Consider the following 23,464-nt stretch of genomic DNA (forward strand, 5'->3'; position numbering starts at 1 on the left):
TCGCTAGGAGGAGAGGTTCTGGGTCCGGGAGTCGCGCCGCCGGCGACCGATGAGGAGCAGCACGAGGCCGCCCAGGAGGATCATGGCGGCCCCGCCCACCAGCGGCGCCGGGTCACCGCCGCCGGTGAAGGGCAGCAGACCGATCGGCGACGGCTCGGGGAGCCGCACGGAGTCGGCGGCGACATCGGTCACCGGCACCCCGGAATCCGCCTCCACACTCGACACCACGGCTCGCGACGTTACCACGGTGCCCTCCATGGCCGGGGTGATCACGACCGTCGCGACGGCGGTGACGCTCTGCCCCGGCAGCAGCACACCGGGCTCGCCCGGCCACGAGTACGTCAGGGCCGAGAGTCCCGGATAGGGATCGCGGATGGTGACGCCCGTGAGGATCGTCGTCCCGGTGTTGGTCGCGGTGTAGCGGAAGACGAGCGTGTCGCCCGCGAAGCCTTGCTGACCGTCCTGCACCGAGATGCTCATGCCGAGGGTGATGCGCGGCTCGTTCGGCACATCGACCCGCACACTGTCGGTCGCGTCGACCTGCCCGCCGCCGGGGGGCGTCCCGACGACGGATGCCGTGTTGTCGATGTGACCGCGGGTCACGTCGGCGAGGGTGATGACGTAGTCGGCCGAGAACGTCGCGGATTCCCCGGACCCGAGCACGCCGGGCACGCCGGGCCACGTGACCGTGGGGGCGCCGAGGCCGGCGAGGTCGTCGGTGACCGTGATGTCGCCGAGCGAGACGTTCCCCGTGTTCGTGACGGTGACGAGGTAGCGCACGGTCCCGCCCTGCTGGGCGGCGCCGAGGAGCTCGGCCGTCTTCTCGAGCGAGAGCGCCGGAGCTGCCGCGATCACGTTCTCGCCGGCGTCGTCGTCGCCGACGATCGTCCCGGCGCCGTCGCCTGTCGCGGTCGCCGTGGAGCCGATGCGCCCGGCATCGACGTCCGCCTGAGTGAGGACGTACGTCGCGCTGGCGGTCGCGGTCGCTCCGGGGGCCAGCACGCCGTCGGCTCCCGGCCACGTGATCCGGAGTCCGGTGAGTCCTGCCTGCCCGTCGGCGAGCGTGATCCCGCGCAGGGTCACGTTCCCGGTGTTCACGATCGTGAACGAGTAGTCGACCCTGTCTCCCGGACGACCGGTCGCTCCGGCAGCGAGCAGCTGCGTCTTCTCGAGGTCGATCGACGGGGCGGCACCGACCGTCGGCACCACGGATTCGGGCGACTCGGCGGTGACGGCGTCGCCGCCCGGCGTGAGCGCAGTGCCCGTCGCGGTGTTCCGCACGGAGCCGGCATCGATGTCCCTCTGCTGCACCGTGTAGGTCGCGGTGGCCGTCACCGACTGACCGGGGCCGAGGCGCCCCTCGGCCGACGGCCAGGTGCCGTAGACGATGTCGGACAGCCCCTCGAGCGGGTCGCTCAGCGCCACGGACGAGAGCGTGAGCGTTCCGGTGTTGCGGATCACGAAGTCGTACCTGACCTCGGACCCGAGAGCGCCGTCACCCAGGCGCGTGCCCGCCTTCTCGACCTCGAGCGCGCCCGTGCCGCCCGCGAGCGGGATGATCGTCACCGGTGAGCGGTGCGTCACCGTGTCGCCGGCCGGAGTCGTACCGGTGCCTGTCGCGACGTTGCGCACGGTTCCGGTATCCACGTCGGGCTGAGTGACGAGGTGCGCTGCCGTGATCGTGACGATCTGCCCCGGCAGCAGTCGACCGGGGTTCGCCGCCGACGGCCACGTGTAGGTGAGTCCGGTGAGAGCGTCGACCGTGTTGCTGAGCGTCACACCGGTGAGAGTCGTGTTGCCGGTGTTCTCGATCGTGAAGGTGTATTCGATCGTGTCGCCACGCACCCCGGTGTCGCCCGCCGCGAGCTGAGCGGTCTGCGTCGTGCGGATCGCCTGCTCGGGAGCTGTCGGATCGTCCGTGCGGATGGTGAAGGGCTCCGAGCTGTCGGAGACGACGACTCCGCGGGGCGACGTGCCGAAGGAGGTCGCCACGTTGCTGATCGACCCGGCGTCGACGTCGGCCTGCGTCACGGTGTACCGCGCGATGCCGTTCGCCGTGCCGCCGGGCGGCAGGATGCCGGTGGCCGACGGGAACTCGATCTGCGGCGTGCTGAGGCCCTGCAGATCGTCCTGCAGACGGATGAGTCGGAGCGTGACGTTGCCCGTGTTGGTGATGTCGAACGTGTACTCGATGACGCTTCCGACGCCGCCGGAGCCCGTCACATAAGCGCCGCCCTTCACCGTGCGGATGGACGGCGCCTGCGCGGCGGTCGGCAGCGGTTCGGTCGTCGAGCGCGCGGTCAGCACCGCGCCGGCCGGGGTCGTCGCGCGGACGGATGCGGTGTTCTGCACCGTGCCCCGGTCGACATCCTCCTGCGTGATCGCGTACGGCGCGGTGCCTGTCGCGACCTGTCCGGGGGCGAGCACGCCCGCGGTGCCCGGCCAGTCGACTGTGACGGCTCCCACACCCGCGAGCTCATCCGTGATCGCGATGCCGGAGAGCGTCACCGTGCCGGTGTTCTCGATGCGGAAGGCAAAGGTGATGCCGTCCCCGGCTCCGTTGGCGCCGGGTGCCGCGAGAGCGGCGGTCTTCGTGAAGACGAGTCCGGGCGCAGGGGCGAGCGACACGGTCGCGGGCGCCGTGGCCGTCGCGGGAGCTCCGCCGTTGGGAGGCGTGCCGGTTCCCGTCACGATGCTCGACACGCTGCCCGCGTCCACATCCGCCTGCGTCAGCGTATAGGTCGCCGTGGCCCTGACCGACTGCCCGGGCACCAGGACACCCTCGATGCCCTGCCAGACGTAGGCGGGTGCCCCGGCGCCGGCGAGGGCGTCGGCGAGGGCGACGTCGCTGAGCGTGACGTTGCCGTCGTTGGTCAGCACATACGTCCACGTGACCACGTCACCCGCACGGCCCGTCGCACCAGGAGCCAGAGCACCCGAGTTCTGCACGGACACGGCCGGTGCGGTGGTCTGGGTGGGGACGATGCTCTCCGGCGAGGACACCGTGATCGGCTCACTGCGCGCAGGCGTACCCGACGCGGTCGCCGTGTTCACCACACGCCCCGCATCCACATCCGCCTGCGTGATCACATACGACCCCACAGCCGTCGCCGTCTCCCCCGGAGCGATCACACCAGGAGCACCCGCCACCGGCCACACCACATCCGACAACACCACCCCCGGCACCGCATCCGACAACACCACACCCGACACCGTCACATTGCCCGAGTTCGTCACCCCGAACTCATACGACACCACATCACCCACCGCGCCCGACCCCGACGCCACACCCGACTTCGACACCACCAACCCCGGAGCCGGAAGAACCGTATTCACCCGCACCGTATTCGTATCCGCCGCCACACGACCCCCACCAGGAGTCCGCGCCGCCACCGACGCCGTGTTCTCCACGAACCCACGATCCACATCCGCCTGCGTCAAGTCATACTTCCCCCGACCCGTCGCCTGCTCCCCCACACCCACACGACCAGGCCGCGACGCATCCGGCCACACGATCGACACGTCATACAGACCCACCATCGGATCCACCAACACACCATCCGTGACCGTCACATTCCCCGTATTCGTCACCACCACCTCGTACTCCACCGTGTCACCCACCACACCGATACCACCCACACCCAACACACCCGACTTCACCGCAGACAACGCGGGAGTGCGCGGGATGACGACGGTCACGCCGTCGAGGGCGTCGACCGTGGTGCCGTCCGGTGCGGTGGCGGAGGCGTCGACCGCGTTCGACACCGCTCCGGCGTCGATGTCGGTCTGCGTGAGCACGTAGGTGGCCGTGCCCCGTGCCTCGGTCCCGACGGGCAGCACGCCTTCGGCACCCGGCGCGTCGCTCGGCCAGGTGATCTCGATCGCACTCATCCCGGGGAGGGCGTCGGACAGCGCGACGTCGCGGAGCGTCTGATTCCCGGTGTTGACGATGCGGAAACCGAACTGCACCAGTTCGCCGACCTGACCGGTCGATCCCGCGGTGAGCGCGCCGGTCTTCTCCACGGCGATCGCGGGGGCACGATCGACGGTGGGCGTGCGGACGGCGTCCGACGGGTCGACGACCGCCGCTCCGGCGGGTGACGTTCCGGCGGCGGTCGCCTGGTTGACGACCTCGCCCGCATCGACGTCGGCCTGCACGATGGCGTAGCTGGCGGTCGCCGTCGCGACCTCGCCCGGGGCGAGGACTCCCGGGGCGTCGGGCCAGCGCAGCGTCGGGACGGAGAGGCCGGGCAGCGGGTCGCTGAGCGTGATGCCCGAGACGGTGACGTTGCCGGTGTTCTCGATCGTGAAGGCGTAGTCGACGATGTCCCCGACGGATCCGTCGCCGCGCAGCGCGGCCGTCTTGCCCGTGAGCAGGGCCGGGGCAGCGCTCGCGACGGTGGTCTCCGTCGCCGGCGTGCTCGCCGTGATGGTGTCGCCGACCGGAGGCTTGCCGCTGGCCGTGGCGATGTTCGTGACCGACCCTCGGTCCACGTCGGCCTGGGTGATCGTGTAATCGGCTGTCGCGTCGACGGTCTCGCCGGGCAGCAGCACGCCCGGCTCCCCCGGCCAGTCGAAGGTCGGAGAGCTGACGCCCGCGAGTGCGTCGACGAGGTCGACGAGCGTGAGCGTGACGTTTCCAGTGTTGGTGATGCCGAACGAGTAGTCGATCCGGTCGCCGACCCCGCCCGCACCGTCGACCGTTCCGGCCTTCGTCGCGGCCAGACCGGGGCGGGCGGCGATCTCGACGGATGCCGTGGCGGAGCCCGCGACATCGGCACCGCGAGGAGGGCGACCCGTGCCGTCGACCGCGCTCGCCACCGTTCCCCGGTCGACGTCGGCCTGAGTCAGCTCGTATGTCGAGGTGGCCGCGACCGTCTGGCCGGGGAGCAGCACACCGGGGCGGGTCGGATCGGGCCAGACGTACTGCGGAGCCGTCGACCCCGTGAGGCGATCCGTGAGCGAGACGCCGGTCAGCGTCACGTTGCCGGTGTTCTGCAGCGAGTAGGTCCAGGTGACGATGTCGCCGGCCACTCCCTCCGCCGCGGGGTCGAGATCAGCATCCTTCGTCACGACGATCGATGCCCGGATGCCCTGCGTGTCGACGGTCTCGATGCCTGCAGGACTCGTGACGGGTCCGCCGCGGGAGCTGCCGCTCGCCGTCGCCGTGTTCGCGATGGAGCCCGCGTCGACGTCGCTCTGCGTGATCGTGTAGTCGGCCGCGGCCGTGGCCGACTGACCCGGAGCGAGCACGCCGGGCGTGCCCGGCCAGTCGATCTTCGGCGTGCTGAGGCCGGGCATCGGGTCTGCGAGCGTGATGGCGCTCACCGTGACGTTGCCCGAGTTCGTGATGCGGAACGTGTAGTCGACGGTTCCTCCGACGCCTCCGTCGCCGTCGATCACTCCGTTCTTCACGACGGTCAGCGCAGCGGCGGGCTGCACGGTGTTGACCACGACGGGGTTGGAGTCGGCGACGACGATCGTGCCCTGCTCGGTCACCGCTTCGACGCCCGCGACGTTGCGGACGAATCCGCGGTCGATGTCGGCCTGGGTGAGGGTGTACCTCGCTGTGCCGACGACCGTGTCACCCACGAGGAGCTCGCCCTCTGCACCCGGCCAGTCGATCTCGGGCAGCGAGAGGCCGGCGAGCCGGTCGATCAGCCGCCCCTCCTGAACGGTCACGTTCCCGGTGTTCGTCACGACGAGCCGGTACTCGATCACGTCTCCCACGGCTCCGATGCCGGGCTCGAGCAGGCGTCCGCTCTTGACCGTGGTCAGTTCGGCGTCCTCCGCGATCGGGACGGTGGCTGAGTCCGTGCGCTCGACGGCGGATCCGTCCGGTGCCGTCGCGGTCAGCGTGGCGGTGTTGTCGACGCGTCCACGATCGACGTCGGCCTGGGTCAGCTCGTACTCGGCGGTCGCGCTGGCCGATGCCCCGGGCGCGAGCACCCCGGCCTCGGCCGGCCACACGACCTCGATCGCCGAGAGCCCGACGAGCGGATCCGTGAGCCCCGCATCGCGCAGCGTCACGTTGCCGGTGTTGAGGAGCTGGAACGTATACCGGACGGTGTCGCCGGCACGACCTGTCGCACCGGGCTCCAGGACGCCGGACTTGGTCACGGTCGCGTCCGGTGCGGCTGCCACGGTCGGCACGACCACGCGGTCGGAGTCGTCCGATACGACGGAACCCGAGGGGTCGGTGCCGGAACCGGTGGCGATGTTCGCGACCCCGCCGCGGTCGACATCGGACTGCGTGATGACGTAGCGCGCCGTGCCGATGAGCGTCTCGCCCGGGGCGAGCACGCCCTCGGCGCCCGGCCAGACCACTGCGATGTCGGAGAGGTCCTCCAGCTCGTCGACGATGCCCACGTCGTCGAGGGTCACGTTGCCGGCGTTGCGGACGGTGACGGTGTACTCGATCACATCGCCGACCGCTCCCGTTCCGCCGGTCGCGAGTGCCGCCGACTTGGTCGTCTTCACGGCGGGTGCCGCGTCGTCCAGTGCGGTGACGACCTCGGCCGAGGTCGCGGTCACGGCGTCCCCACCGGGGGCGGTCGCGCTCGCCGTCGCCGTGTTCGCGACCGAACCGGCGTCGATATCGGCCTGCCTGACGACGTAGGTCGCTGTCGCCGTGGCGACCTCGCCGGGTGCGAGCACGCGGTCGACGGTCGGCCAGGTGATGACGGGGGTGCTGAGACCCGGGAGCGAGTCGGCGAGCACGACGCCCGAGAGCGTCACGTTCCCGCTGTTCTCGATCGTGAAGGAGTAGTCAATCGTGTCGCCGGCAGCGCCGCCGGACGGGAGGTCGTCCTTCGTGACGACGAGCGCGGGAGCGGCGGTGAGCGGAACCGTGGCTGGCGCGGATGCCGTGACGGGGGCGCCACCGTTGGGCGGTGTGCCGGTTCCCGTGACAAGGCTCGTCACACCGCCGGCGTCGACGTCGGCCTGCGTCAGCGTGTAGGTGGCCGTGGCCCTGACCGACTCGCGCGGTCCGAGGACTCCGACCGGGGTCGTCCAGGTGTAGCTCGGCGCGCCGACGCCGGCGAGGGCATCGGCGAGGGCCACTCCGCTGAGCGTGACGTTGCCGTCGTTGGTCAGCACATACGTCCAGGTCACGACGTCACCGGCTCGCCCTGTCGCGCCGTCGGCGAGGCGTCCGCCGTTGACGACCGAGAGGCGAGGTGCGGTGGTCTGGGTGGGGACGACGCTCTCCGGCGAGGACACCGTGATCGGCTCACTGCGCGCAGGCGTACCCGACGCGGTCGCCGTGTTCACCACACGCCCCGCATCCACATCCGCCTGCGTGATCACATACGACCCCACAGCCGTCGCCGTCTCCCCCGGAGCGATCACACCAGGAGCACCCGCCACCGGCCACACCACATCCGACAACACCACCCCCGGCACCGCATCCGACAACACCACACCCGACACCGTCACATTGCCCGAGTTCGTCACCCCGAACTCATACGACACCACATCACCCACCGCGCCCGACCCCGACGCCACACCCGACTTCGACACCACCAACCCCGGAGCCGGAAGAACCGTATTCACCCGCACCGTATTCGTATCCGCCGCCACACGACCCCCACCAGGAGTCCGCGCCGCCACCGACGCCGTGTTCTCCACGAACCCACGATCCACATCCGCCTGCGTCAAGTCATACTTCCCCCGACCCGTCGCCTGCTCCCCCACACCCACACGACCAGGCCGCGACGCATCCGGCCACACGATCGACACGTCATACAGACCCACCATCGGATCCACCAACACACCATCCGTGACCGTCACATTCCCCGTATTCGTCACCACCACCTCGTACTCCACCGTGTCACCCACCACACCGATACCACCCACACCCAACACACCCGACTTCACCGCAGACAACGCGGCTCCGGGGGTGATCGGGACGGTGGCCGTCGCGGTGGCCGGGGCGAGAGTGCCGCGGACAGGGGTTCCGGTGACGGTGACGGCGTTCGAGACGGCCCCGGCGTCGACGTCGGACTGCAGGAGCGTGTAGGTGGCGGTGGCGGTCGCCGCCGCGCCGGGCGCGAGGACGCCGGGCCGAGCGGGGTCGGGCCACGAGACGGTCAGCGGGCCGAGACCCGAGAGCGCGTCGTCGAATGCGACCTCGCTCACGGTGACGTCGCCGGTGTTGACGACCGAGAAGCGGAACTCCACGGTGACGCCCGCTCGGCCGGTCGCGCCGGGGGCCAGCGAGCCGCGCTTCGTCGCCGTGAGCGTCGGCGTCGCATCGGCGAGCGGCGTCGTCGCCGTGGCGTCGGCGGAGGCCACAGCGACCGCTCCGGGAGCGGTCCCGAACGCGCGGGCGACGTTGACGACCTCGCCCGCGTCGACATCCCCCTGCGTCACGGTGTACCGCGCCGACGCCGTGACCGCGTCGCCCGGGGCGAGCACGCCGGTCTCGCCGCTCGGCCACGCGCCGAAGACGACGCCGGAGAGCCCCTCGAGCTGATCCGTGAGGCCCGCGCCGGTGATCGTCGTGTTCCCGGTGTTGCGCACTGTGAACGTGTACGCGATCGAGTCTCCCAGCGCGCCCGTGCCCGAGAGCGCGTCGTCCTTGGTCAGCGAGAGCGCGGGGGCACGGTCCTCGGTGGCGAGAGCGACGGCGTCGGATGCCGTGACCGGCGCGCCAGAAGGGCTGAGGCCGGAGACCGTGGCGGTGTTGGTGACTCCGCCGGCGTCGACGTCCGCCTGCGTGACCGTGTAGGTCGCAGTGGCGGTGACCGTCTCCGAGGGCCGGAGCACGCCGGTCGCCCCAGGCCACGCGCCGACGCTGATCTGCGAGAGGCCGGGCAGCGGGTCGCTGAGGGCGATCGCGTCGATCGTGGTCGTGCCGCCGTTCGTGACCGTGAACGTGTATGTGACGACGTCTCCTACCGCGAGGTCGGAGTCGCGCGATGCGGTCTTGTCGAGAGTGAGGCCAGCGGTCGACGAGATCGGCACGGTGGCGGGCGCCGTCGCGGTCACCACGGCCCCGGAGGGCGCGGTGCCGCGACCCGTCACGATGCTGACGATGGACCCCGCGTCGACGTCGGCCTGGGTGAGCACGGTGGTGGCGGTGGCCGTCACCGATGCGCCGGGCGCGAGCACTCCCACCGGCCCTGTCCACTGGTACACGGGTGCGCTCGTCCCCGCGAGCGCATCGCTCAGGGCGGCGCTCGTCAGCGTGACGTTGCCCGTGTTCTGCAGCGTGTACGTCCAGGTGACGGTCGACCCCGCCGCGGAGCCGGGTGGCAGCGATCCGCTGTTCGTGACCGCGACCGCGGGTGCGGCGGCCTCGACCGGCACGACGCTCTGCGGCGATGCGGTGGTGACCGGACCGCCCGGCGCGGTGCCGGCGGCGGTCGCCGTGTTGAGCACTCGTCCCGCGTCGATGTGCTGCTGGGTGATCGAGAGAGTCGCGGTGGCCGTCGCGCTCTGGCCGGGGTTCAGCACTCCGGCAGTGCCCGGCCAGGTGACGGCGATCGTCGACAGACCTGCCAGAGGATCCGTGATCGCGACTCCGGTCACGGTGACGTTGCCCGTGTTGCTGACCGTGAACGCGTAGGTGATCACGTCGCCGAGGCCCGCCTCGCCCGGAAGAGTGCTCCCCGTCTTCGTGAGGCGCAGCTCGGCGCGTTGTGCGCCGGTGGCGACGTCGACGGAATCGGTGGCGGAGACCTCGTCGCCCGAGGGCGGCGCGCCGGAGGCGGTCACGGTGTTCGACACCGAGCCGGCGTTCACGTCGGCCTGCGTGATCTCGTACGTCGCGACGGCGGTCGCCTGGGCGCCCGGTGCCAGGACGCCGGGTGTCGCGGCATCCGGCCAGGTGATCGTCGGCACCAGGCCGGGGATGCTCTCGGCGAGCTCGACGTCGGTGAGCGTGACGTTGCCGGTGTTGACGACGACGAAGTCGAACCGGATGTCGTCGCCGGCCTCGCCGTCTGCGACACCGTCTCCCAGCACCGTGCCCGTCTTCTCGACGGAGATCGACGGTGCTGCGCTGAGCGGGATCGTGACGTCGTCGGACTCCTCGACGGCGGCGCCGCCGGGAGCCGAGGCGGTGCCGGTGACCACGTTGGCCACGCTCCCGGCGTCCACGTCCGCCTGCGTCAGCGTGTAGATGGCCGTCGCGGTGACGACCTGGTTGGGCGCGAGGGTACCCGCTTCACCCGGCCACGAGAAGACGAGCGGGGACACGGCGGGCTCGAGGTCGGTCAGAGCGACCCCGGTGAGAGTGACGTTGCCGGTGTTGCGCAGCGAGAACGAGTAGGCCACGGTGTCGCCTGCCCGCGGGGTGGCTCCGCCTCGCAGCGTTCCGGTCTTGACGACCTCGATGTCGGGGGTCTGCGCGGCGGTCGGCGTCACGACGGTGTCGGACGGATCGCTCACGGCTGTTCCGGTCGGCGGTGTGCCGGTCGAGGTGGCCGTGTTCGTCACGGATCCCGTGTCGAGGTCGGCCTGCGTGATGCGGTGGGTGGTCGTGGCCGTCACGGACTCGCCGGGCTGCAGCGTTCCGCTGACGCCCGGCCACGGGCCGTACGCGAGCGGGCTCAGCCCGGGAGCGGGGTCGGAGATCGCGACCCCGGTCAGGGTGACGTTCCCGGAGTTCGTCGCGCGGATCGTGTAGGTGATGAGATCGCCGAGTTGCCCGGCGCCGCTCACGGCGGCGGTCTTCGTCGTGAGGATGCCGGGCGCGGACGCCGTGGTCGGCAGCACCACCGTCTGCGAGGTCGCCGACACGGCCGCCCCCGTCGGCGGGCGCCCCGTGACGGTCGCGGTGTCCGAGATCGATCCGGCGTTCACGTCGCTCTGGCGCACCTGGTAGGTCGCGGTGGCCGTGACCGTCTGGTTCGGTGCGAGCGTGCCCGGCGTACCCGATGCCCAGGCGCCGTACGAGATCGTCGACAGTCCGCTGTGCGGATCCGCGACGGCGACGCCCGTGAGGGTCACGTTCCCCGCGTTGCGCACGGTGTAGGTGTAGGTGATCGTGTCGCCCACGGCCCCCGAGCCGGAGGTGTAGGCGCCGGCTTTCTGCAGGGTGAGAGCGGGAGCCGAGGTGAGCGGCACGGTGCCCGATCCGGTCGCGGCGGTCGCCGATCCTCTGCTCGGCGTCCCCGTCGCGGTGGCCGCGTTCGACACCGCCCCGGCGTCGACGTCGGTCTGACGCACCGTCGAGATCGCGGTCGCCGTGACCGCGTCGCCGGGAGCGAGCACCCCGGACGTGCCGGACGGCCATGCGCCGTAGGTCAGGTCGCCGATGCCCGGGAGCGAGTCGGTCGCGCTCACGCCGGACAGCGTGACGTTGCCGACGTTGCGGATCGACACCGTCCAGGTGATCGTCTCGCCGGCCACGCCTGTCGCGCCCACCGGCAGCGCGCCCGACTTGACGACCTGGAGGCGCGGGTCACCCGCCGCGGTCGGCGTCGTCACGGTCGCGGACGCCGCCGACACCGCGACGCCGCTCGGCGACTGGGCGCTTCCGGTCGCGACGTTGACGACGGATCCGGCATCGACGTCGGCCTGGGTGATCGTGTGGCTCGCGCGGGCGACCACCTGTGCCCCGGGGGCGAGGGTGCCGGCATCGCCGGGCCACGTGTAGGTGAAGGGTGTGAGACCGGCGAGAGGATCCGTGACGACCACGCTGCGCAGCGTGACATTGCCCGAGTTCGTGACGCGGACCGTGTAGTCGATGACATCGCCCACGGCGCCGGTGCCGGACACGGTCGCCGACTTGGTCGTGGTGAGCGCGGGGCCCGCGGCCACGGTGGCGATTGTGACGGTCGGCGAGTCCGCGCCGACGGCCGGGCCACTCGGCGGAGCACCGGTGACCCGAGCGGCGTTGCGCACGGTGCCCGCGTCCACATCGGCCTGGGTCACGACGTAGGTCGCTGTCCCCACGACCTGCTCTCCCGGTGCGAGGGTCCCCGCGGTACCCGGCCAGCTCAGAGCGATCGGGCCGAGTCCCGCGTGCGGGTCGGTGACGGCCACGCCCGTGAGCGTGACGTTGCCGGCGTTCCGGGCGGTGAACGTGTACGTGATGATGCTGCCGACGGCTCCGGCGCCCTGCGTGTAGACGCCGGTCTTGCCGAGTGTGAGGAGCGGCCCCGCGGTGACGGGCAGCGTCGCGGCGGCTGTCGCCTGCACGGGCGCTCCGGTCGGCGGCGTGGCGGTCGCCGTCGCCGCGTTCGCGACGGAGCCGGCGTCGACGTCCGCCTGCGTGAGAGCCCTGGTCGCGCTCGCGGTGACGCTCTGACCGGGCTGCAGAGTGCCGACTGCTCCAGGCCACCCGGTGTACGCGATGGTCGACAGACCGGGCAAGGGGTCGGCCACGCCGACACCGGTCAGCGTGACGTTCCCCGCGTTCCGCACGGTGAAGCTGTACGTGACGACATCGCCCGCGCGTCCGGTGGCCCCCGGCGCGAGGCTGGCGGTCTTGTCGAGCGTCAGACGCGGTGCCGCCGTCGCGGTCGGGGTCACGAGCTCGTTCGAGGAGCCGTCGACGGCGGCTCCGCCCGGGGCCGTCCCCGTCGCGGCGGCGCGGTTGCGCACCGATCCCGCGTTCACGTCGCTCTGGGTGATGACGTAGGTGGCTCGAGCGGTGGCTGCCTGGCCGGGAGCGAGCACACCGGTCGCACCGGGCCAGGTGATCGCGAGCGCCGACAGACCCGGCAGCGAGTCGTTCACCGTGACGCCCGTGAGCGTCTGGTTTCCGGTGTTCTCGGTCCGGATCGTGTAGGTCACGACGTCGCCGACGCGGTTGCCTCCGGCGGTCGTGGCGCTCTTGCTGACGGTCAGCCCCGGCGCGGCGGCGGTCGTCGACACCACGGCTTCCGTCGAGGTCGCGCTGACGACGGCGCCCGTGGGCGGGCGACCGCTCACGGTCGCGGTGTTGCGCACCGACCCCGCGTCGACGTCGGTCTGGCGGATCGTGTAGGTCGCGGTCCCCGTGGCGGTCTGCCCGGGTGCGAGGGTGCTCGCAGCCCCCGGCCACGTGATGACGGGAGTGCTGAGACCGGCGAGGGAGTCGGTGAGGGTGATGCCGCTGAGCGTGACGTTGCCCGAGTTGCGGATCGTGAACGAGAAGGTCGCGGTGCTGCCGACGCCGCCGTCGCCCGCCGTGATCGACCCTGTCTTGAGCACGGAGATCGACGGCACGGCGGCGATCCGCACGGTCGAGGGGGCGGTTCCGCTGACAGCCGCTCCCCGCGGCGGCACGCCCGAGGCCGTGGCGGTGTTCGCGACCGCGCCCGCGTCCACGTCGGTCTGCGTGATCGTGTAGGTCGCCGTGCCCGAGACGCTCTGCCCCGGCTGCAGCGTTCCGGCTGCTCCGGTCCACCCCGTCAGCGTGATCGGTGCCGCACCGATCAACGGATCGACGAGCGAGACCCCGGTCAGCGTGACGTTTCCCGCGTTGCGCACGGTGAAGGCATAGCTGATCGTGTCGCCCGCGGCTCCCGTACCGCTCAGCGTTCCGACCTTCGTCACCGCGATGGCGGGGGCGATCGCGGCCGTCGGCGTCGTCACGGTGCCCGAGCCGGCGCTCACGGTCGTGCCGCCGCCCGCGCCGCTCGCGGTGGCCGTGTTCGTGATCGCGCCGGCGTTCACGTCGGCCTGGGTCACGGTGTAGGGCGCCGTGGCGACGACCGTCTGACCCGGTGCGAGGGTGCCGGCGGCGCCCGGCCACTGGTACTGCAGCGAGCCGAGTCCGGCGAGGGGGTCGGCGATCGTGACGCCGGTGAGCGTGACGTTCCCGGTGTTCGTCGCACGGAACGTGTAGGTGACGACGCTGCCGACGCCGCCTCCGCCCCCCGCGGCGGTCTTCGTCACCGCGATCCCGGGTGCCGCGGCGACCGTCGCGACCGAGATCTCGCCGGAGGATGCGGTGATCGCGGGGCCCGTCGGCGGGGTTCCGGCGACCGTCGCGGTGTTGCGGGCCGCCCCGGCGTCGACGTCGGACTGACGGACCGCGTACGTCGCGGTCGCGGTGACGGTCTGGTTCGGCTGCAGAGTGCCCGCGGCGCCCGGCCACGTGTACGAGATGCTCGAGAGCCCGGGGTGCGGATCGGTGATCGCGACACCCGTGAGAGTCACGTTGCCCGTGTTGCGGGCCGTGAACGTGTAGGTGATCGTGCTGCCGACCGAGCCGTTGCCGGCCGTCACGGCCCCTGATTTGGAGATCACGATCCCGGGGGCCGAGGCGAGAGAGACCGTCGCCGGTGCCGTGCTCGTGACCGCGGTGCCGCTCGGCGGCGTGCCGGAGCCGGTCGCCGTGTTGCTCACGGCGCCCGAGTTCACGTCCGTCTGCGAGATCGTCGACGTGGCCGTCGCGGTGACCGTCTGACCCGGCTGGAGCACGCCAGCGGTGCCGCTCGGCCAGGTGCCGTAGGAGGGCGCGGAGATCCCCGGAAGGGAGTCGGCGACCGAGACGCCCGTCAGGGTGACGTTGCCGGAGTTGCGGAGCGTGATCGACCAGACGATCGTGTCGCCTGCGCGACCGGAGGATCCGCTCTGCAGGGCCCCGGACTTCGTCGTCACGATCGCCGCGGACGTCGCCACGGTGTTCGTCGTGACCGTCCCCGAGGTGCTCGTCACCGGTGTCGTGCCGTAGGCCGCGGTCGACGAGGCGACGTTGCGCACCGAGCCCGCGTTCACGTCCGTCTGCCGGATCGTGTAGGTCGCGACGGCGGTGACGGTCTGGCCGGGAGCGAGGGTGCCCGCCGTGCCCGGCCACGTGTAGGTGAAGGCCGAGAGGCCCGGCAGGGTGTCCGAGACGGTCACGCCGGTGAGTGTGACGTTGCCGGTGTTGGTCGTGCGCACGGTGTAGGTGACGACGTCGCCGACGGTAGCGGTGCCCGAGACGGTCGCCGACTTCGTGGTCGTGCTCGCCGGTGCGGCCGCCGCAGTCGTCACGCGGGTCGTCGGAGACGAGCCGGTGACCGCCGCGCCCCCTGGCGTCCTGGCCGACGCGGTCGCGGTGTTGGTCACCGCGCCGGCGTCGACGTCGGCCTGCCTCACCGTGTACGTCGCGCGCCCCTGCACCGTCTGACCGGGGGCGAGCGTGCCCGCCGTGCCCGGCCAGGTGTAGGTGATGGCCGAGAGACCGGGGAGCGGGTCCGCGATGGCCACCTGCGTCAGGGTGACGTTGCCGTTGTTGGTCGCCGAGAACGAGTAGGTGACGGTGCTGCCGACCCCTCCCGAACCCGCGGTGATGGTTCCGGACTTGAGCACGGTCAGCGCACCGGTCGGCGTCACCGGCAGGGTGAAGGCCCTGGTCTGCGTGAGGCGGGCGCCGCTGGGCGGCAGCGCGGTCGCCGTCGCGGTGTTGGCGACGGAGCCGGCGTCGACGTCCGATTGCTTGAGCGTGTAGGTGGCCGTCGCCGTGACCGCCTGCCCCGGTGCGAGCGTGCCCGCCGTGCCCGGCCACGTGTAAACGAGTGCCGACAGCCCGGCCAACGGGTCGGAGATCGCTGCCTCGGTGAGCGTTACGTTTCCGCTGTTCGCGAGACGGAAGGTGTAGGTGACGACGTCGCCGGCGCGGCCCGTGCTGCCCGGTGCGAGCGCGCCGGTCTTCGTGAAGGTGACGGCGGGAGCGGATGCCGCGGTCGACACGACCGACTGACTGCTCGGCACCGTCAGCGTAGCCCCGGCGGGGGTCCGGGCGGTGCCCGTGGCCGTGTTGCGCACGGCGCCCGCGTCGACATCGGCCTGTGTGATCGTGTACGTCGCGGTGGCGGTGACCGCCTGACCGGGTGCGAGGGTGCCGGCGGTTCCCGGCCAGCTGTACGCGAGTGCGGAGAGACCGGCGAGCGGGTCGGAGATGGCGACGGACGTCAGTGTCGTGTTGCCGGTGTTGCGGGCGGTGAAGCTGTAGGTGATGGTGCTGCCGACGCCGCCGGTGCCCTGGGTGACGGAACCCGACTTCGTCGTCGTGAGTCCCGGTGCCGAGGCGACCGTGGGGACGGTGGTCTGGGGGGACGATCCGGACACCGTGGTGCCGTTCGGCGTCCGAGCGGAGGCGGTGGCGGTGTTGCGGACGCTCCCGGCGTCCACATCCGCCTGGGTGATGGTGTAGAAGGCGGTGGCGGTGGCGGTCTGTCCGACGGGGAGGCTTCCGGCGGTCGCGGTGGGCCAGGTGATGACCGGAGGCGAGAGCCCGGGCAGCGGGTCGACCAGCGAGGCGTTCGCGAGGGTGACGTTGCCGGTGTTGCGGATCGTGAACGAGTAGTTGATGCGGTCGCCCACACGCCCCGTCGATCCGCTGGCGAGCGCACCCGTCTTCGTCACGGTCACGGCACCCGCGGCGGCGATCGGGGTCACCCGGTTCGCCGAGCCGGAGGGTCGCACTCCGCCGTCGTCGTCAGCGGCGCTGACCGTGGCCGTGTTGGCGACCGATCCCGCATCCACGTCCGTCTGCTTCAGCGTGTACGTCGCCGACGCCGTGACGGACTGTCCGGGTGTCAGCACTCCTGTCGTGCCCGGCCAGGCCCCGAAGGTGATCGCGGAGAGCCCGACGAGCGGGTCGCTGATCACGATGTCGCGCAACGTGGACTGGCCGGTGTTCGTGACGGTGAACGTGTACACGACGACGTCGCCGGCGCGTCCGGTGCCGCCCGCCGCCAGGGCGCTCGTCTTCGTCAGGCTGATGGCGCTGAGCAGCACCGTGGTGCTGTCGCTGTCCTGGGCGAGGAAGTCGCCGACCACCGTTCTCGCGGTGGCCTCCGCCGTCGACACGTATCCCGTCGACGACGGTGCCGTCGCGGTGCAGGTGTAGGTCGTCGACTGCAGAGGAGCGAGAGTCAGGGTGCCGAGGTTCCTCGCGCAGCCCGCCTGATCGTCGGTCACGACGATGTTCCGCAGGGTTCCCGCGCCGGTGTTCGTGATGCGGATCGTGAACGTCGCGAGCTCGCCGGCCGTGCGCGACTGCGTGTCGAGGGTTCCGTCGTAGGTCTTCACGAGCTGCAGACCGGCGGTCGGCACCGAGAGCATCGCGTTGCGCAGCAGGTACGAGTCGCCGGATGTGCCGAGCCGCAGGTTCACGGTGGAGTCCCCCGCCACCACGTTGGTCAGCGGCGCTGTCGCGACGTCGACGCTCTGGTTGGTGAACGCGGTCCCGGCCGTTCCCGTGTATCTCACCGAGCCGATCGCCCGCGAGATGCCGATGTTGCCGGTGGCTCCTGCCGCGTTGGGGATCTCCGTGTAGGTCGTCGATCCGCCGCGCGAGTACGAGGCCGCATCCCCCGTGATGTTCCGGTCGCCCTCGAAGAGCGTGAAACCGACGCGGGTGCCGGCGGCGACCGCGGTGAACCCGTTGAAGGCGACGGTGAGGTCGGCGTCGTTCGCGCCCTGACGCACGTGGCCCTCGTAGTAGATGATGTTGTGCGGCACGGAGGCGGGGTTGTCGGGGATGAAGGTCCCGTAGTCGTAGACGACGTTGATCGACCAGCCCGCGTAGCAGCCGGCACCGGTCGGGGTCCAGATGTTGCCCGCGGAGATGGTGATCTCCGAGCCGGTGGTGACCGAGGCGAAGGCCGAGGTCACGTCGGCGCTGGCCGAGTAGTAGAGCGCGGTCGCCTGCGATGCGGGATCCTGCAGCATGCTCTGGGGCGCCACCTCGATGATGCCGGCACCGCCGACCTTGAGCTGCACGGCCCTCGTCGTGTACCCCGTCGCGCTTCCCGCTGGCATGGTCGCGACGCCGCGCGCCGCGGAGTACTGCGAGCAGAGCCGACGGGTGTCGCCCGTGTACACGCCGGTGTTCGCGCTCCAGGTGAGGAAGGCCTTGACGACCGTCGCACCGGCCGGGACGGTGATCGTCGCACTGCTGGAATTCGACGTGAAGCCCGAGACCGAGTTGTTCTGGGTCATGACGAAGTTGTCGTTGACGTTCTGCGCGTTGGTGCTCGATGCGGCGTGCAGGTCGGCGCAGGTGCCATTGGTCGTGGCCGTCGTCGCCGAACAGGCGAGCACTCCGTTGCCGGCCATGATGAAGTCGCCGTTGACGTTGGCCTGGTAGTTGGGGGCGGTGCCGGAGTTCGTCCCCCACTGGACGACGGCGGCTTCCGCGGTCTGCGCGGTGCCGAGGGTGAGTCCCGCGACGATGACCGCGATGGCGGTCGTCATCGCGACGATCGCGCGTCGCAGGCGACGCCGACCACTCCCCCTGCCCACGACTACGACCCCCCTCAAGGTCCGCCGACCACCCTCCCGTGGATCGACGTGGTCAACAGATTAGGCGAATTACCAGGTGGTGACAATGGTGCCCGTGTGACCGGAGTGACCGACGCAGGATCATATGGCCCCGCGAACGGGGGTTTCTTGCTTTGTCTCTTTCCTCTCACGCACAGGCCCACCTCACCTCGACTCTTTGGCCGCTGTCGCAGAGGAATCCACGGTCGGCGGTATTTATCTGACACTCGTCAGATAGGCTGGCCGCGTGGATGCACGAGCGCGACGCACGAGAGACGTTCTCCGCGCGGCGGTCCTGGTGCTCGGTGAGCGGATGCCGATCGGCGACGTCACGGTCGCCGCCGTGTGCGCCGAGGCCGGCGTGACGAGGGACACGTTCTACCGCCACTTCGAGAGCGCGGTCGCACTGCTCGCCGATGCGCTCGCCGCCGAGATCGCCGAGGCGATGGAGGTGCTCCCGCGCACCGATGAGATCGGCGACGGCGAGCGAGCGCTCCTCGAGCATGTGCAGCGGCGCTCTCGCCTATACCGCGGCGCCATGCATCCGCTCCTCGCCGCTCCCGTGCGCGACAACCTCGACCGCTCGATCCGCGCCGGACTGCTGCTGTGGGTCGAACTCCACCCCGAGATCGTCCCCGACGTCCTCGCGCACGACGCGGCGGCGTTGGCGATCGCCGTGGCCTACGCCGCCTCGGGCACGGTCGGCGCGATCGAGGAGTGGCTGCGATCGGGAGACGACGACATCGACCGTGCCGTGAGGCTCATCCTCGCGGCGTCACCGGAGTGGTGGCTGCGCTGACGGCCACCGGAATGGAGAGAAGGATGAAGGCCGCACTGTTCCACGCCAAGGAGGACCTCCGCGTCGAGGACGTCCCCGAGCCCACCCCCGGGCCGGGGCAGGTGAAGCTGCGCAACGCGTTCGCGGGGATCTGCGGGTCCGACCTGCACGTCTACTACACGCCCGAGGCAGCCGGACTGGACTTCGACCACCCGCATCCCGTCACCGGCTCGACCCTCCCCCAGATCCTCGGCCACGAGTTCTCCGGCACCGTCGTCGAGCTCGGCGAGGGCGTGACGGACGTGGCAGTCGGAGATCGCGTGGCCGTCTGGCCGATCTACTACTGCGGAGACTGCACGGCCTGCCGTCGCGGCATGTTCAACGCCTGCCAGAAGATCGGCTTCCACGGGCTCAGCTCGCACGGCGGCGGCATGGCGGAGTTCACGACCGTCGACGCCGCGAAGCTGCATGTGCTCCCCGAGAACGTCGACCTGCGGATGGGCGCTCTCGTCGAGCCGATGTCCGTCGCGTGGCACGCCGTGTCCCGTAGTCGTGTTGCGGAGGGCGGCAGCGCCCTGATCGCCGGCGCGGGTCCCATCGGCATCGGCGTCTGGTTCGCGCTCAAGGCGCAAGGCGTGCAGAAGGTGCTGGTCTCCGAGCCGAGCGCCGACCGCCGCGCGATCATCTCCGCTCTCGGCGCGACCGTCGTCGACCCCGTGAACGGGGATCTGGCTCAGGCTGTGGCAGAGCTCACCGGCGGCAACGGCGTGGACGTGGCGTTCGATGCCGCGGGGGCCGGCCCCGCCGTGACCTCGTCACTCGCGAGTCTCGTACCGGGCGGACGAGTGGTGGTTGTCGCGATCCACGAGCGCCCGATGGAGTTCCTGCCGACGCAGCTCGTGATGGCCGAGACCGAGATCTCCGGCGCGCTCGCGTACCTGCCCGAGGACTTCGACGCCGTCATCGAGGCGATGTCCCAGGGCGCGTACGACACGACCGGCTGGGTGCAGGAGGTTCCGCTCGAGGGGGTCGTCGACGCCATCCGCGCGCTCCGTGGCGGCGCAGGCGCGAAGATCCTCGTTCAGGCGGACTGAACGGGTGACGCGCGGATACTCTGATGCGCGAGAGAAGGGCCGGGATGATCGTCCGGCCCTTCTCGTGTGTGCGGCGACTCAGGCGTCGACGGATGCCGCGCTGCGCACCCGGAACCAGAGCGTGAGCTCTGCCAGAGCGCGACGAGCAGTGTCCTCGTCGGAGTCGGCGTCGAGGTCCGCGAACGAGTCACGATACCCCTCCGGCGCCGCGTCCTCGCCTCCTCGCAGCGCGCGATACCCCATGGTCCAGTCAGAGAAGCGCCGCTGCGACACGCGTTCCTCGAGCAGCACGCGCATGTCGTGGTGACGGGGATCCCGTCGGATGCGCTCGGCCAGCCCCCGCACGGTGTCGGCGACGCCCTCCAGCACCTGGATGAACCGGCCGCCGCGATAGAGCAGCATTCCCGTGACATCCGCCGCCGCGTTGTTGCGACGGCACTCGGTCAGCAGCTGCTCGAGCGCGGTCTCACGGAACGGCTGCGACGCACTGCTGGTGTAGACGAGCGACAGCACGCCGATCTCCCCGGTCACGAAACAGTTCCCTGCAGATCGTCGCCTGCCAGCATGCCGTCGAGGTCGAGCCGTTCGGCGCGTGCGACGACCGCGGCGGTCGCCGCCGAGAGACTGTCGAAGTCTCCCAGCTGCTCGGATCGCGCGTCGAAGGCGCGGAACCCACCGCTCGCCTGCCGATCCACGTAACCGAGGAAGTCTCCGCCACGGCTGCCCACATGGAAGCCCTCTTCGACGCACGCCCAGAGGACGTCCGAGGACGACGCGGTCATCCGTTCACCAATCCCATTCATTGTTCGGGTACGACAGCGGCTCGTACTCGGCCGGCGAACGCTGGTCCGTCTCCACGGAGACCACCACGCGGGACGTCGAATGGATGAGCACGCTCACCAGATCGTCACCATCGGAGAGGTCGACGAAAGCGGGAGGCGACGCTGCCGCCGCTTCGATCTGTGACATCACGTCGACGAGATCGCGCTCGCCGCTGAGGACGAAGTCCCGACCGTCGATCTCGACGTGCGTCAGCTTCATGTGCCATACCTCCCCATCCTTGCCCAGCCACCGTAGGACGGGAACGGCGTTCGATGAGAGGGGCTTGCAGGATGCCCGAGCGCGGGGTAGAGCTATGACGCTTCGGCGACTTCCAGACCGCCCTGAAGCGGCGTCTCGGCCGGCTCGGGCACCAGACGGAGCCCGCCGGGACTGTTCGCGGTGACAGCGAGGGCGTCGATCCACGCGCGATTGATCGAGGGCTGTCTGCTGCCGAAGTACTTGAAGGCGAGCGCGCTGCCGGCGTGCACCCACACGGTGATGCGGCCTCCGCCCAGACTCGACTCGTTCGCCCAGCTGAAGGCGAAAGGTTCGCCGCGCCGGAGCTTCGCCGTCATGACCAGCTGCAGGTGGGTGAGCGCCCGGTCCTCGATGTCGACCTTCTCGTCACCCTCGTAAATGAGACGTCCCACGATGTTGCGATCCTCGTCAGCCACGGGAACCTGTCATGCCAGGCGCGATCGCGGTGATCACTCGGTGGTGAGGACAAGCATCGCACATGTTCGACCGAGTTCAGCTATCGCCGCGAAGAGGATTCATCTCAGGGGGTGCCCCGACGGTCTGGGGAACCATGCGGGGCACCTGCCGGCTTCGCTGGGGACTCCACCGGCCCGAACTCCGGCCCGGAACTCGGCGGACCGGAGGTTGTACGACCTTGCTACTCCCCTGGGGCGGGCGCGTCATCGGGGTTGCTGTCGCACGGCTCGGTGCGCTATGGGCGGCATCGTGCGGCGCGGCGGCGCAGCGGCCTAGAGGAAGTCCCAGTCGCCCTCATCGTTTCGGCTCATCACGGGGTCCGAGCTCGACACCGCGACGTCCTCCGTGACGAAGGTCACTCGGCTCGTCGGGGTGATGAGGACACGCACGCGACGGTTCCCGGCCGCAGTGAATCGCACGAACTGACCGGGAGTCTCGATGGCACGCTCCACCTCCCGCTGTACCGCGTCGAGGTCCACGCTGGCCGCGAGGACGAAGCTCAGGCCGTCTATCAAGATCTCGGTCTGATCCTGTGTCCGCGGCCCCATGCGAACGAATGTACGGCTACCGCCCTCCCGCGCAGAGGGGGTTGCCAAATCGGTCACTGCAATGCATCGTCGGAGTTCTGGTCCAGCGCAGTGAGGTTGGACGGCTCGGGAAGCAGATAGAGGCCCGTCGGCGTGTTCGCCGTAAAGGCGAGCGCGTCCACCCAGACCCGGCTGATCGTCGGATCCCTCTTCTCGACGTACTTGAACACCAGTGAAGAACCCGGATGGATCCACACCGTGGTGCTGCCTCCGCCCACGCTTCCGTCCTCTCGCCACGACAAGGGAAACGGCTCGCCGCGCCGGAGCTTCGCCGTGATGACGAGCTGCAGGTGCAGGAGTGCACGATCGCCGATGACGACCTTCGGACCGCCCTGGTAGATGAACGTACCCATGACTGGTGCTTCCTCTGTTCGGCTTCTCCAAGGAAACCTGTGCGAGAGGCGCGACCTCGATGATCGCTCGATGGGGATGAACACACCATCCCACATACCCGGGGCGCGTGCCAGCTCCAGCGACGGCACAGGGGCTCGTCACTGCATGCAGGGGCTCGTGACCGCATGCAGGGGCTCGTCACCCTCAGGAGAAGCAGACGCCGCTGCCCTTCCCCCTCGGGCAGTTCGTCGCGCCGGATACCGCCCGAGGCGACGACGACACGAAAAAACCCCCGGAGAACCGGGGGTTTCAGTGTGCGCGATACTGGGATCGAACCAGTGACCTCTTCCGTGTCAGGGAAGCGCGCTACCGCTGCGCCAATCGCGCCCGTGTGGGCTATTCAGTTTCTGAGAGGTGGCGACGGGATTCGAACCCGTGTAAACGGCTTTGCAGGCCGGTGCCTAGCCGCTCGGCCACGCCACCGTGTGGATTGACCCCACGTGCGGAAGGCCCTCCGAAGAAGGCCCCTGCACTTGAGCGGATGACGAGACTCGAACTCGCGACCCCAACCTTGGCAAGGTTGTGCGCTACCAACTGCGCTACATCCGCGTTGTTCCCGGTTGTTGTCCCGGGCACTTATGAAACATTAGCCGATGATCGGCCGGTCTCCAAACCCGTGTCGATTCTCGCGCGTGTCCCCCGGAGTGGTCGTCGGGCGCCGTGAGCGTCGGGTAGTATCGGTTGACGTACCCCTCGGGTATGGGCGATTGGCGCAGTTGGTAGCGCGCTTCCTTCACACGGAAGAGGTCATCGGTTCGAGTCCGGTATCGCCCACCACACAGAAGCCCCGCGGCCCCGGCCGGCGGGGCTTCTTCCGTTCCACAGGGGGGTGCGCAGGGACCAGACGGCGTTGGCCGTCGGCATCCCACCGTCCCGTCTCC

9 protein-coding genes and 4 tRNA genes are annotated in these 23,464 nt (G+C 70.5%); 3 read left to right on the top strand and 10 right to left on the bottom strand.

Annotated features, from left to right (window positions below; all coding sequences use genetic code 11):
• Window positions 1-3 precede the first annotated feature (3 nt).
• On the bottom strand, window positions 4-18,129 hold the full coding sequence (locus tag RAC69_RS01925) for a beta strand repeat-containing protein (RefSeq protein ID WP_375084744.1): 18,126 nt from the start codon (window positions 18,127-18,129) through the stop codon (window positions 4-6).
• Window positions 18,130-18,442: 313 nt separating this feature from the next.
• Between RAC69_RS01925 and RAC69_RS01930 the strand changes: the two genes are divergently transcribed.
• A complete protein-coding gene (locus RAC69_RS01930; protein WP_375084746.1) occupies window positions 18,443-18,994 on the top strand; it encodes a helix-turn-helix domain-containing protein in 552 nt (183 codons plus the stop codon).
• 23 nt (window positions 18,995-19,017) lie between these two features.
• The gene (locus RAC69_RS01935) at window positions 19,018-20,067 is read left to right on the top strand and encodes a 2,3-butanediol dehydrogenase (protein WP_375084749.1); all 1,050 of its coding nucleotides are present in this window, start codon (window positions 19,018-19,020) and stop codon (window positions 20,065-20,067) included.
• Between the two features lie 78 nt (window positions 20,068-20,145).
• Here RAC69_RS01935 and RAC69_RS01940 read toward each other — a convergent pair whose 3' ends face one another.
• From RAC69_RS01940 to RAC69_RS01980, 9 genes are all read right to left on the bottom strand, one after another.
• The gene (locus tag RAC69_RS01940) at window positions 20,146-20,598 is read right to left on the bottom strand and encodes a BLUF domain-containing protein (RefSeq protein ID WP_375084751.1); all 453 of its coding nucleotides are present in this window, start codon (window positions 20,596-20,598) and stop codon (window positions 20,146-20,148) included.
• Window positions 20,595-20,849 carry a hypothetical protein gene (locus RAC69_RS01945; RefSeq protein WP_375084753.1) on the bottom strand — a complete coding sequence of 85 codons (255 nt, stop codon included), beginning with the start codon at window positions 20,847-20,849 and terminating at the stop codon, window positions 20,595-20,597. Before RAC69_RS01945 ends, RAC69_RS01940 begins: the two co-directional genes overlap by 4 nt.
• Before the next feature lie 4 nt (window positions 20,850-20,853).
• Window positions 20,854-21,108, bottom strand: coding sequence for a hypothetical protein (locus tag RAC69_RS01950; RefSeq protein ID WP_375084754.1), 255 nt, complete (start codon window positions 21,106-21,108; stop codon window positions 20,854-20,856).
• 92 nt (window positions 21,109-21,200) lie between these two features.
• A complete protein-coding gene (locus tag RAC69_RS01955) occupies window positions 21,201-21,539 on the bottom strand; it encodes an ATP-dependent DNA ligase (RefSeq protein ID WP_341934372.1) in 339 nt (112 codons plus the stop codon).
• A 336-nt stretch (window positions 21,540-21,875) separates the two neighbouring features.
• Window positions 21,876-22,151 carry a hypothetical protein gene (locus RAC69_RS01960; protein WP_375084756.1) on the bottom strand — a complete coding sequence of 92 codons (276 nt, stop codon included), beginning with the start codon at window positions 22,149-22,151 and terminating at the stop codon, window positions 21,876-21,878.
• A 53-nt stretch (window positions 22,152-22,204) separates the two neighbouring features.
• Window positions 22,205-22,543 carry an ATP-dependent DNA ligase gene (locus RAC69_RS01965; RefSeq protein WP_375084757.1) on the bottom strand — a complete coding sequence of 113 codons (339 nt, stop codon included), beginning with the start codon at window positions 22,541-22,543 and terminating at the stop codon, window positions 22,205-22,207.
• 295 nt (window positions 22,544-22,838) lie between these two features.
• Window positions 22,839-22,910 (bottom strand) — tRNA-Val (locus RAC69_RS01970).
• 25 nt (window positions 22,911-22,935) lie between these two features.
• Window positions 22,936-23,006 (bottom strand) — tRNA-Cys (locus RAC69_RS01975).
• Window positions 23,007-23,059: 53 nt separating this feature from the next.
• Window positions 23,060-23,132 (bottom strand) — tRNA-Gly (locus tag RAC69_RS01980).
• Between the two features lie 152 nt (window positions 23,133-23,284).
• On the opposite strand from RAC69_RS01980, the gene RAC69_RS01985 reads away from it, so the two are divergent.
• Window positions 23,285-23,360 (top strand) — tRNA-Val (locus RAC69_RS01985).
• Window positions 23,361-23,464 lie beyond the last annotated feature (104 nt).

The organism is Microbacterium sp. LS_15 (genome assembly GCF_041954735.1).
GTDB lineage: Bacteria > Actinomycetota > Actinomycetes > Actinomycetales > Microbacteriaceae > Microbacterium.